The sequence below is a fragment of the Methylotuvimicrobium sp. KM2 genome, assembly GCF_038051925.1.
Taxonomy (GTDB): Bacteria; Pseudomonadota; Gammaproteobacteria; order Methylococcales; family Methylomonadaceae; genus Methylotuvimicrobium.
The window spans coordinates 1,646,878-1,659,018 of record NZ_CP150634.1; the positions used below are offsets into that span (position 1 = coordinate 1,646,878).

Genomic DNA, 12,141 nt, shown 5'->3' on the forward strand with positions numbered 1-12,141 from the left:
TGTAGTCCATAATGAGTTCGGAGGTACATGGTAAAAGTCCGGTTTAATTCAGATTTTTTGTTAACTTAATGGCAGTGTCACCTAGCGTTAGGCGAGGGATCGAATACCCGGCGCCTCTTTGGATACTACTGAAATTTGAAGTGCGAAAGTTATATGATAGTTGACTATGGAATTTAATTGCTAGGTGAGAGATCATACTCCCTTTTGATTGTTACCCCCTCGTAGATTAAAATTCGGCACCGGGTCGCCCGTCAAAGGCCTATAACCTAAATTATCCAAGACAATTAATCATGGCGGCTTGAATTCAAGAAAGATAAATTCTAATGGCAGATAACAATTTAACCCGAAAAACGCTCAATTCGGTCGGGCGTTTAGTGAGCAAGATAGCCCGTCAAGCCTATTATCAGGCCAAGGAATCGATGGGGCACCCGAAGCGGGATATGGTGGTGAGGCATGTCGAACAAGCCTGCGGTAGCTTGCAAGAAACCAAAATTCATTTCGAAAACGCTCTAGACCGATTTAAAACGATTGTCGTCGTTGACGATTCGACGCTAGAAAACAAATATCGTTTATTGCAACAACAATACGATTTTTGTAAGGTGAAGTCGGATGAGCTCGGTTGTCGCATTCGCGCGATCGAAGAAGTCACTGGTGCGTTGTTTGCCGAATGGGAAGCTGAACTCGACGAGTACACTAATCGCTCGTTGAAGACCAAAAGTCGACAGCAATTAAGACAATCCCAGCAGCATTACGCTAAATTAATCAAAACGATGCACAGGGCCGAAAGTAAAATCAACCCGGTATTGGCGGCGTTCAAAGATCAGGTGTTGTTTTTGAAGCACAATCTCAATGCGCAGGCGATTGCCGCTTTAGAGCATGAGTTCATAGAAATCAGCATGGATATGACTCAGTTGGTTCAAGCGATGGAGCAGACCATTTTCGAAGCGAATCGCTTTATCGCCGGTTTGGTCGAGCAAAAAGCCTTACCTGCGGCTTAATATACGGTCATTAAATGTAACTTCAGTTCCCCGGCAATTATCGTTTTCACGCTAGAGCGCTCATCGTTATTCATAAATTGTAGGGTGCGCTGCGCGTACCAAATCCGTGCCCTAGCGGTTCGGTTGGCACATGAACATCGCGGGGTTACCATGGTACGCACAGCGTACCCTACGAAAATCGTCTAGCGTTAAGAGAGGGACCGAATACCCCGGTGCCTCCTTAGGCACTGCCGAAATTTGAGGTGCGAAGGTACATAAGCTGCAAGGGCGGATCCGTGGTGCGAACCCGCCCTGCATGTTTCTCTGTCCGGCTTTTACAATTTGTAAAGTACGTCGTTGGCTTTATCCCTTTTATCGGGTTTAATGTGTCGGTCTTGTTCGCGGCGTTCCCTTGCGTATTTGCTGATCATTTCTTCCCAAGAGCTGTATTGTTGGTATTCTCTGAAGCCTTGGTTTTTTCGTTGCTGGTAAATTTCTCGGCCTGTTTCGATGATTTCATCCGGATTTTTGCCGTCGACTTGAGACAAAAACTCTTTGGTTTCTTTGTAAGCGTCTCGAATGGTCCAGAACGAGATTTCGAATTCAATCCGTTTTTCCGGGGGCAAGCGTTCCTTCAACATTTTAACCGACCGGTAAGCGGTGCTGCTGCTTCGCCCGTTAATCTGTTCCGATCTACCGCAAGCGGTTAGCGATAAAGTCAATACGGAGAGCAAAAGGGCTGATAGAATCCTCATAGGGTTAACCTCAATCGTTATGGTGTCTGGTGTACTATTCTTATAATAATGTTAATTAGCTAATTAATTTTTCGGAAATACCATTTTCCTGTTCGGCGTCCGCCGTAAAGTCGAACGCTCGAATTACTTGGCGATTATAAACCTAAGCCACATCAATATGCTGGAATTTATTCAATTACTAAAGCAACGCTATCAAACGGTTTCTGCGCATACCTTAAACGATGCGCTTAGGGCAGTGTATCAGCAACGCATCGATCGGCAAATATTGGCCGAAGCATCGGTTCGCAAGGCCGATATGCATAAACGCTTTAATTTTCAACCTTTGCAAGTGGCCGTAGTCGGCCCGACGCAAGCCGGAAAAAGTACCTTGGTCAATCTATTGCTGAACAGCTCTCAGGCTGGTGTGAGTCCGTTGGCCGGCTTTACCGTGCATGCGCAAGGTTTTTGTAATGCGGTCAAACTTGAAGACTGTGAAAGCGTACAGCATTTCTTTGGACGTTTTCAACAAGTGCGCCAAGACGAATTACGTAAGGACAGGCTCGAATGTTATGCCTTGACCGAGAATATAGGAGCATCCGATTTATTGCCCGAATGCTTGGTTTGGGATACGCCCGATTTCGATTCGATCGGCGCGATTGGGTACAGCGAGGCGTTAATGCGTTCGATTGCATTGGCCGATATCGTGATTTTGGTCGTCAGCAAGGAAAAATATGCCGACCAATCGGTATGGGAGCTGATGAGTTCGATTGAAACATTGCGTCAACCGACCTTGATTTGCGTGAATAAATTGGCCGAAGGCAGCGAACATATCGTAGTCCGTTCATTAACCGAAAAATGGCGACAATCGAGGAGCGACGATTGCCCGACTATCGTGCCATTATTCTATCAAAAACAAGCCGCACCGACATGGCCGGAAAACGAGCGGTCCGTGATCAGGAAATTGTTTCGTCAAGTCAATCGCCGCCGTAACCATGAGGTGGTTCAAGAGTTTCTGCTTAAGCACTGGCAGGAATGGCTGGAGCCTGTTCGCGCGGAACACATGGCGCTGCAAGAATGGCGTAGCCTTGTCGATGCTTCGATTAAACAGTCGTTAACGCAGTATCAAAACGATTACTTGAACCATCCTCGTTATTATGAAACTTTTCAAAGCGCCTTGGCGAAATTATTGAGTTTATTGGAGATTCCCGGATTTGCAAGAGTGTTGGTGGGTACTCGTAAGGCGCTAACCTGGCCGATTAGGCAAGTCATGAAAATAGGAATGAAGAGGTCTCGTATTACCGACAGCAGTCATGAGGTCGCTTTATTGAATCATCTGGCGGAACATTTATTAATTCGCATCATGGATGCCTTGCTGGAAAAAACCGAACAAAATGGCGACAGCGCTTGGTGGCGGGGTGGCATCGGACTGTTGCGCAATCGGCGGCAGGCTTTATTGGTAGAATTCAACGATGCCGTGCTTCGTTATCATAATGATTTTCAGCAAGAAGTCGAAAGCGCGGCCTTCCGGCTCTACGCAAAATTACAGGAACAGCCTTATGTATTGAACGGTCTCAGAGCCACCCGCGCGACTACCGATGCGGCGGCCGTTGCCATTTCTCTTCAGGCCGGCGGGTTGGGTTTGCATGATTTGATCATAGCCCCGGCGATGTTATCGGTGACTTCATTTTTGACCGAGAGCGCGATGGGGAGCTATTTGAATAAGGTCGAAGCGGAACTCAAACAACGGCAATTGCAAATTGTCAGGCAAAAACTTTATATCGAATGCCTTCAAGAGGCCTTGTTCAAATTGCCCGAGCAATTGTCCTCGGACAGCTATTTCAATATTACCCCGGAGCAATTAGAACAAGCCGAGCAGCAACTCAAGAATAAAAAACATGGATTACGATTACTCTGATTTAGTCGCAAACACCAAACGTTGGGCCGAACGAGCAGTAGCGACCGGATGGATAGACCAACATACGGCGAGACAGCTCGAGGCGATCGACTCGAGAACGCCGGAGTCGCTGATCGACCGTTCGTCATCCCGGCCACTGATTGTTGCATTCATGGGCGGAACCGGCGTCGGCAAGAGCACATTGTTGAATCGCTTGGCCGGCCAATCGATCGCAAAAACCGGCGTAGAGCGTCCGACGTCGCGAGAAGTAACAATGTACCGCCATCGAGCGGTGCATTTATCGAAGCTGCCGGAAAACCTACCGTTCGATGAAATCCGTCAGGCCGAGCACGATGACGAAACGAATAAAAATGTCATCTGGATCGATATGCCCGATTTCGATAGTACAGCCTTGCACAATCAAGAGATCGTGCTGCAATGGCTCCCGCATATCGATGTGTTGATTTATGTCGTCAGTCCCGAACGATACCGGGATAACAAGGCTTGGCGTTTATTGCTGGCCGAAGGCGGGCGTCATGCTTGGCTGTTTGTGATGAATCAATGGGATCGCGGAGAGGAGGTGCAATACGACGACTTTAAAGATCAGTTAAGCGTCGCCGGATTTGACGCCCCGATTATTTTCAAGACTGCCTGCGGCGAGCCCGATTTCCCCGACGAGTTTGATAACTTGGCTAAGACGATTGCGACGCTTGCGACCGAAACCACAGTCAAGCAATTGGAATCTCGAAACACTCAAGCTCGAAAGGATGCATTGAAAATGAGTTTGGTCGATTGTTTGAAACATGTCGGCAATGACCGGGATTATCGAAAGCTGTCCGAGCGCTGGCGCCGGAGCTGGCAGGACACCGGTCGAACTTTGCAGCAAGGATTCGAATGGCCGCTTCGGCAGTTGGCCGGTTATTATGCCGAACATGATAAAGCATCGAAACAGCAACAAAGCGAGTTATGGGACGCATGGGTGCAAAGCCGTTATGAGGATGCGCTCGACGACCTCATTCTTCATGCCGATGCCAACGGGTTGGCGACAGCCGCGTTAAAACGCGAATTATTGCAATTACGCGGCAAGGCCGAAAAAATCATGTATGACCAAACCGAACTCGCGGTTAGGCAGGCCTTGGCGAATCCTGGACATGCCGCGCATCGTGCTTTTTTAAAAGGCATGCGGTTTTGCGAAATTGTACTGCCGCTTGGCGCGATGAGTTTTGTCGGTTATCAGGTTTTTTCCGGTTATTATCATAGTAGTTTGGATTACCGTAACTATCTGGGGGCAAACTTTGCGATCCATAGCAGTTTGTTTGTAGGGCTCAGTTGGCTGATTCCGTTTTTTATCCTGAAGAAACTTAAACCCTCGCTCGAAAAAGCCGCATTGAAAGGTTTGAAAAAAGGCGTGGCGATGGCGCTGATACAAATCGAAGCGGAAATCGTCAATGCCATCGAGAGACTTTGTCGGCAACGTAGCGAAATTGCGGCAGAAGCCGAGCAGATAATACGACAATGCGAGAGCGGTCAAGATGGTATCGAAATGATACGAAGTGATAGTCGTTTAGCTAGAATGTTGGTTGATTAGAAAGTTATTGGTGAGCTGTAAGCGGTGAGTAGGGAAAGAGGAAAGAGGAAAGAGGAAAGAGGAAAGAGGAAAGAGGAAAGAGGAAAGAGGAAAGAGGAAAGAGGAAAGAGGAAAGAGGAAAGAGGAAAGAGGAAATTAGGACTTGACAAATGGATTAAATGCCGCGTCATTACACCGCTCACCCAAACCTATCCAAAATTAAATTTAAATTTAAGGAACTGTCGGTCATTAAGAAGGTCTTTATAAGCGAACGATGCAAAAATGGAAAGATGCAAGTTCGAAGCGCGATAATAAATTAACATTTGCTAATGCTGGATTTAATTGATAATATCGCGCCACACTAAAGGGGGCGACATGGCTTCGACGTGGGTAGCAAAACCTTGAGTGCATGCCGAGCACAGTACAGCTCGTAAAACCTACTGAACTAAAGTATTCGCAAACGACGAAAACTACTCAATGGCTTTGGCTGCCTAAAAACAGCCACCATTCCTCTGACTATCTGTGCTTATGCGGGTAGGATCTTCGGATCACTCAGGGGTCATAGCACATAAGATCGTGCCGATGCCTGTCCGGAGCTGACGCACTAAATCCTAACGGAATCGCCGACGGTTTTCTTGGCCTGACGGGTAGCCGGCGGTTAAATCAAAAGTTCAGGATAAGCATGTAGAGCTTGTGGCGGAGTGCTTGCGGACGCGGGTTCAATCCCCGCCGCCTCCACCAATTTTTTATAAGCCGATAAATCTTATCGGCACCCAAAAGCCCGCTAAACGCGGGTTTTTTCGTTTATGCTTCCCTAATGTTGCTCGAACAAATTCCGGACTGTTTTTACGATCTCTAATCACATGGCCAATGCTCGGGACAAAGCGTGCCATTCAGGAAGCTAAATGAGTACGACAAATTTTCAACAACTGGCCAATTTCATTTGGTCGGTCGCCGACTTGCTGCGCGGACCATATCGACCTCCGCAATTCGTCCGTGTCATCGCCGTCCGAAGTTTCCACTCTCTTGTGTTTGGTCGCCGGTACCTAGCGTTGCTTTTCTGTGCGTTCTGCTGTCACGATAGCGCACATCCTTGTGCTTTTTGCGTTTCTTAGCGAATATCGATCGAGCCGGTTGTCGCCACGGAATCCCTGCCGATCGCTTGCGTGTTGGTCAATGTGTTTTTCGAGGCATTGATCAGAGTCGATTTCTCGACTTTCGAGCCGACCACGCTGATTGAGCCGGTGCTGGCGGCGCTGTTGCGGCCGATCGCCTGAGTATTGGTCAACGTGTTTTTGGATGCGTTGATCAATGTGGATTTTTCGATTTTCGAGCCTTCGGCCATGGCTGTGCCGGCGACGATTGACATTAAAACGACTGCTGCAAAAGATACTGTTTTCATGGCGGTTTCCCCTTGATTATTGTTGGAGTGGTTCGTTCAAGCGTTTCGTTGAACTTGGGTACAGTATCCCGATTTTCGGAGAAAAAGTCGGTGACCGAGTCACGCCAATTGTGTGATTTATTCACTGCCCGGCGAAGTGAACGAGTAACGTTCGTTGAATGCGCAACTCGTCCGCCCCGGATTGCTTAGTTTTTCCTATGTGTCAAGTTTCCGGCGTGCAAGCCGCATTCTTTCTTCGTGGCGTCTTCCCACCACCAGCGTCCGGCTCGTTCGTGTTGATTCGGCAGCACCGGTCTTGTGCAGGGTTCGCAGCCGATGCTGATGAAGCCCTTTTCGTGCAGTTCGTTGTAGGGGACTTGATAGGCTTCGATATGATCCCAAACCTGCGCGGAGCTCCAGTTAGCCAACGGATTGAATTTGATCAATTGATGTTCGGGAGTCGAGAAAGCCGTGTCGATTTGTATTTCGGGCAGGTCTTGGCGCGTACCGACGCTTTGATCCTTGCGCTGACCGGTGATCCAGGCATCGAGACCCGCGAGTTTGCGTCTCAATGAGTCTACTTTGCGGATGCCGCAGCATTCTTGATGACCGTCGCGATAAAAGCTGAACAAGCCCTTGGCCTTGACCATCTCGTCCAAGAGGGCATGGTCCGGCGTCAACAATTCGATTTGAATGCCGTAATGTTCGCGCACTTTTTCAATAAAACGATAAGTTTCGGGATGCAGGCGCCCGGTATCCAAGCTGAAGACTTGAATATCGGGGCGTATTTTGACGGCCATGTCGATCAGAACCACATCTTCGGCGCCGCTGAACGAAATCGCGATATTATCGAATTGTTCCAGCGCGGCCTTAAGAATTTTTCGGGGTTTTTGTCCCTGCAGTTCGGCCTGCAGAGCGGTGATATCGAATGAGGTCATGATTGGCTTTTTGGGTTAAATTCCGGTTATTGTTGTGAAAAATAATGCGTTAAAAACTCGTCGAAAGACAAGTTGTCGCTTTGCTCCTTTTCGAGTTGTTTGGCGATAGACTCTTTAGCCATTTCTTGGAAGGCACGGGTATTTTGCTCATCCAGCTTTTGGCTGCGAAAGTTTTTGGCATGTTCGACCGAGGTTTTCAGTGCGTAGGTTGCAAACGGCATTTGTGTTTCGCTCATGCCGCGTAGGATTCTTGCGGACGGTGTCAAGTCCGGATTTTCTATGGCTTTTCTTTGGGCCGCCAAGGCTGAGCTATAAGGTTTTTCGGAATCGTTAGCGTCCAAAAGCATGCAAACAGGTTCCATGTCGGCCAAGATTTCTTCGGCCCAGTCTTTGAGGGGTATCCGACGGTCGAGTTTATCGAGTACGAGGCCGGGTTGACGACCGAGATGGGCAACCGCAAGCTGATTAGCGTTATTGAGAATGAACTGCCGCGAATCGTTGGGTGGACTGTTTTGCAGCAGACAAGTCAGCATGAAGGCCTCGATGAAATGTGCCGTTTCATCGTGTATGCCAAGGGGGCTAAACAAGTCCAGATCAAGCGATCGTAATTCGATATAGCGAACCCCTCGGCGTTTGAGCGCCAAAGTCGACTTTTCGCAGGAGTTAGCGATTTGCTTGGGTCTGACGGTACTGTAAAATTCGTTTTCGATTTGTAAAATGTTGCTGTTCAATTGTCGGTATTCGCCGTCGACCTTGACGCCTATTTTTTCATAGTCCGGGTAGGGCGTGTTGATGGCTTGGCTTAGGCTGTCGACATAACCGGTCAACGAGTTGTAGTCGATTTGCAGAGAAGCCTGATTTTTGCTCTTATAGCCGATGTCGCTCATTCTGAGCGAAGTAGCGTAAGGATGGTATAAAGTATGGCGGTCGAATTCGTCGAATTGGGCCATCATGTGCGGACGGCTTTTGAAAAATTTTTTACATATCGCAGGTGACGCGCCGAACAGATACAAGACCAGCCAGCCTTGGCGGTGCAGGTTTCTGATCATGCCGAAATAGCCGTCCGCGATGAATTGATCGAGACTCGACGATGAGTTTTCCAAGTCGTGTAGTTTGCTCCACAAAACTTCCGGCACCGAATAGTTAAAATGGATGCCGGCGATGGCCTGCATGGTTCGACCGTAGCGGTGCCAAAGCCCTCGGCGGTAAATGTGTTTCATGCGGCCGATATTGGAGCTGCCGTATTCGGCGATCGGTACGCTTTCGTCGCCGTCGATGCCGCAAGGCATGCTCGCGGCCAACAAAATTTCGCCGTCGAGATGATCGTAAACGAATTGATGAATCGTGTTCAGATAATTCAGCGTTTCTTTGATATCCTTAAACGGCGGCGTGATGAACTCGAGCAAGGCTTCGGAATAGTCCGTCGTGATATACGGATGCGTGAGAGCCGATCCTAAAAATGACGGATGAGGCGTGTGCGCGATGACGCCGTTTTTGGCGATTCTGAGGCTTTCTTTTTCAATGCCTTTGAGCCCGTTTTTTACTAAATTTTCAAAGCCGTTTTCGACTAATAAATTAAAACGCGCCGGTAAATGATGGTGCAATTGAGTCATAGTAGGGGCGTTTATCGCCCGTGAGTCCGAAGAAAATCGGACCATTATAAAGGTTTAACAGAATTGAATAAATATTATCGTGGACAGGGCAGCTACTCCCAGTTTGTGGATCAAAAAGGGTGTGGGATGTGCTTGGCGAGGATGTCGGCAGCGGGGATCTGCCGTCAAGCCCCCATGGATGGGTTTACCCAGCACCTAAATTCCATAGTTCATTGGCTATGGTTAACTATTTTGGGTAGTTTAGGTGCTGGGTTTACGGCGTTCCTCTCCGGAACCGGCATTGTGTTATCTATCGAAAAATTAAATAAGGGATGCAAATCTGCGAACTTTCACAGTAACGTTCATGAAGACCTCGCCATCGTCCCGGCAAATGAAAGTTCTCTGGCGGCGGAGGGTGCGGTCACTCGCCCGACAGGACGCCGTGAATACGTCCATGTAGGCTCGACGGCGGCTTTCCCTGCCGCCGACGCCTGTCAGTCGAGCAACCGCCCCCTCTCCGGAACCGGCATTGTGTTATCTATCGAAAAATTAGATAAGGAATGCAAATCTGCGAATTTTCACAGTAAGATTAGCGAAACTGCGCAAACTGGGAATTGCAGTGGACAGGGGGTATTACATGTCGACTAAGCCGCTCGATGTGCTGAATACGGTGTTCGGGTACGATCGTTTCAGGGGGCAACAACAGGCCGTGATCGATGAGTTGTTGGCCGGGCGCGATGCCTTGGTATTGATGCCGACCGGCGGCGGTAAGTCATTGTGTTATCAGATTCCATCATTGTTGCGGCCGGGCGTCGGTATTGTGATTTCGCCGTTGATCGCGTTGATGCAAGACCAGGTCAGTGCATTGCATCAACTGGGTGTCAATGCGGCCTTTTTGAATTCGACTTTGACCGGCGAAGAGGCGCGTTCTATCGAAAGCAGGCTGCGCGACGATCAACTGGACTTACTCTATATTGCGCCGGAGCGACTGAATTCGGCCCGTACGCTGTCGTTACTGGATAATCTGAATATTGCGCTATTTGCGATCGATGAGGCGCATTGCGTGTCGCAATGGGGGCACGATTTTCGCGCTGACTACCTGCAATTGTCGATGTTGCATGAGCGATATCCGAGTATTCCGCGTATTGCGTTGACCGCGACCGCCGACGAACGAACCCGTCAAGAAATCATCAGCCGGCTTGCACTCGACCAAGCGAGGCTGTTTGTCAGTAGTTTCGATCGACCGAATATTCGTTATCGTATCGTCCAAAAACAAAATGCCCGGCAGCAATTGTTGCAATTCATTCAACGCGAACATCTTGGCGATGCCGGTATCGTCTATTGCTTGTCGCGCAAGAAAGTCGAATCGACGGCCGAATGGCTGCAAAGTAAAGGTATTCGAGCACTGCCTTATCATGCCGGGATGGATAACGAGGCGAGGCAGCAGCATCAGCACCGGTTCTTGATGGAAGAAGGATTGGTTATCGTGGCGACGATCGCATTCGGCATGGGCATCGACAAACCCAATGTGCGTTTTGTCGCGCATCTCGATTTACCGAAAAGTATCGAAGCCTATTATCAGGAAACCGGACGCGCCGGGCGCGACGGCCTGCCGGCAGATGCCTGGATGGCGTACGGTCTGCAGGATGTGATCACGCTGCAGCAAATGTTGGCCAATTCCAATGCCGACGAAAGCCACAAACGTCTTGAATATCATAAACTCGATGCCATGTTGGCGCTTTGCGAAGAAGTCGGCTGCCGCCGCAGGGCTTTGTTGAGTTATTTCGGCGATCGATTGGCTGAAGATTGCGGTAATTGCGATACTTGTTTGGAACCGGTCAAGACTTGGGACGGCACGGTCGCCGCTCAGCAAGCTTTGTCGTGCATTTACCGGACCGGGCAGCGTTTCGGTGTCAATTATCTGATCGACGTATTGCTCGGCAAGGAGACCGAGCGGCTCAAGCATTTCGGTCACGATCAGCAGTCGACCTTCGGTATCGGTAAGGATATCGATGAAAAACAATGGCGTTCGGTCTTTCGGCAATTGGTCGCCAAAGGTTTGGTGACGGTCGATATCGAAGGTCACGGTTCGTTGCGCCTTGATGAATCTTGTCGCACGGTCCTGCGCGGCGAGCAGGAATTGATGCTACGCCGAGATCTGTCAACCGAATCCGGCAAGCGCTCGAAAGGCGCGGTTCGGCAATTTCAAAAAGAGCAGGACACCTTGCTGTGGAACGCGCTACGCACCAAACGCCGGGAGCTTGCCGATGAGCAGGACATTCCGCCGTATCAGATTTTTCACGATGCCACATTGATGGAGATGGTTGAAAGCCGGCCGATGAGTTATCAGCAATTCCGTTCAATATCGGGGGTTGGCGAACGTAAATTGGAGCTGTACGGCGACGATTTTCTAGCCGTGATTCAAGAGTTCGGAACCGTTTCGGAAGCCTTGGTTTCTTTGTCGGATTCGGTATCGGAGACCGTTGACCTGTTTCGACTGGGCTATGACGCCGAAAAAATTGCCAAGCAACGCGGCTTTACCATGGATACGATTTATAATCATTTGGCTCAGGTCCTGGAGCAAGGCATAGTTGAATTGGCCGAGGTGGTTGCTTTGCCCGAAGCTGAAATCCATGCGATTCAGGATGCCATATTAGGCATGCCGGATGCGCAAAGAAATGCTTTGAAACCGATTTTCGAAGCATTTAATGGGCAATATAGTTATGGCGTGTTGCGTTGCGTTCGTGCGGCAATGCAATTGGACGATAAATGATTTGCTGCGAATAGTGTCCGCCGATTTACTTCGGCCGAGGGTGCTGATGCAGCACAATGTTTATAGCTTTTTTATTACCATGAAGGGCATGAAGATAATGAAGGGAGGAGAATTGAGTGCTTTATGAGCTGTCCCAATATCACAGATGAACTCAATTAATAGATGAACTGAATCAATAGATTCAATGTAGTAATACAGCGTTTTCAAATTCAGTTAATGACTAAAAATATCAAAGTAAAGCCAGCACTCCAGCGGCAATAATGATGATGACATAGGCTGTTAAAG

The 12,141-nt window shown here is 48.9% G+C and carries 9 protein-coding genes and 1 other RNA gene; 6 read left to right on the top strand and 4 right to left on the bottom strand.

Features of this window, described 5'->3' with window-relative positions; genetic code table 11:
- Positions 1–323 precede the first annotated feature (323 nt).
- Positions 324–998, top strand: a complete 675-nt coding sequence (locus WJM45_RS07010; RefSeq protein ID WP_341328253.1) for a DUF2959 domain-containing protein — start codon at positions 324–326, stop codon at positions 996–998.
- 314 nt (positions 999–1,312) lie between these two features.
- On the opposite strand, the gene WJM45_RS07015 is transcribed toward WJM45_RS07010, so the two are convergent.
- On the bottom strand, positions 1,313–1,732 hold the full coding sequence (locus WJM45_RS07015) for a hypothetical protein (protein ID WP_341328254.1): 420 nt from the start codon (positions 1,730–1,732) through the stop codon (positions 1,313–1,315).
- Positions 1,733–1,889: 157 nt separating this feature from the next.
- On the opposite strand from WJM45_RS07015, the gene WJM45_RS07020 reads away from it, so the two are divergent.
- The 3 genes from WJM45_RS07020 (at position 1,890) to ssrA (ending at position 5,913) form a co-directional block, all read left to right on the top strand.
- Positions 1,890–3,626 (top strand): GTPase, encoded by a 1,737-nt coding sequence (locus WJM45_RS07020; RefSeq protein ID WP_341328255.1) that lies wholly within the window; start codon positions 1,890–1,892, stop codon positions 3,624–3,626.
- The gene (locus WJM45_RS07025; protein WP_341328256.1) at positions 3,607–5,193 is read left to right on the top strand and encodes a GTPase; all 1,587 of its coding nucleotides are present in this window, start codon (positions 3,607–3,609) and stop codon (positions 5,191–5,193) included. The genes WJM45_RS07020 and WJM45_RS07025 overlap by 20 nt, the downstream gene beginning before the upstream one ends.
- Positions 5,194–5,538: 345 nt before the next feature.
- Positions 5,539–5,913: a transfer-messenger RNA gene (gene ssrA / locus WJM45_RS07030) on the top strand.
- Positions 5,914–6,283: 370 nt separating this feature from the next.
- On the opposite strand, the gene WJM45_RS07035 is transcribed toward ssrA, so the two are convergent.
- The 3 genes from WJM45_RS07035 to gshA all read right to left on the bottom strand — a co-directional run bounded on the left by WJM45_RS07035 (position 6,284) and on the right by gshA (position 9,104).
- Positions 6,284–6,574: a hypothetical protein gene (locus WJM45_RS07035; protein ID WP_014133107.1), complete on the bottom strand. Its 291-nt coding sequence runs from the start codon at positions 6,572–6,574 to the stop codon at positions 6,284–6,286.
- A gap of 185 nt (positions 6,575–6,759) precedes the next feature.
- Complete coding sequence (locus WJM45_RS07040; RefSeq protein WP_341328257.1) at positions 6,760–7,491, bottom strand: phosphoadenylyl-sulfate reductase; 732 nt, start codon at positions 7,489–7,491, stop codon at positions 6,760–6,762.
- A 26-nt stretch (positions 7,492–7,517) separates the two neighbouring features.
- Entirely contained in the window at positions 7,518–9,104 is a 1,587-nt protein-coding gene (gene gshA, locus WJM45_RS07045) for a glutamate--cysteine ligase (protein WP_341328258.1), read from the bottom strand.
- A gap of 63 nt (positions 9,105–9,167) precedes the next feature.
- Here gshA and WJM45_RS07050 point away from each other — a divergent pair, with 63 nt between their 5' ends.
- Together WJM45_RS07050 and recQ are read left to right on the top strand one after the other, a co-directional pair.
- Positions 9,168–9,731: a hypothetical protein gene (locus WJM45_RS07050; RefSeq protein WP_341328259.1), complete on the top strand. Its 564-nt coding sequence runs from the start codon at positions 9,168–9,170 to the stop codon at positions 9,729–9,731.
- The gene (recQ, locus tag WJM45_RS07055; RefSeq protein ID WP_341328260.1) at positions 9,721–11,856 is read left to right on the top strand and encodes a DNA helicase RecQ; all 2,136 of its coding nucleotides are present in this window, start codon (positions 9,721–9,723) and stop codon (positions 11,854–11,856) included. The genes WJM45_RS07050 and recQ overlap by 11 nt, the downstream gene beginning before the upstream one ends.
- Positions 11,857–12,141 lie beyond the last annotated feature (285 nt).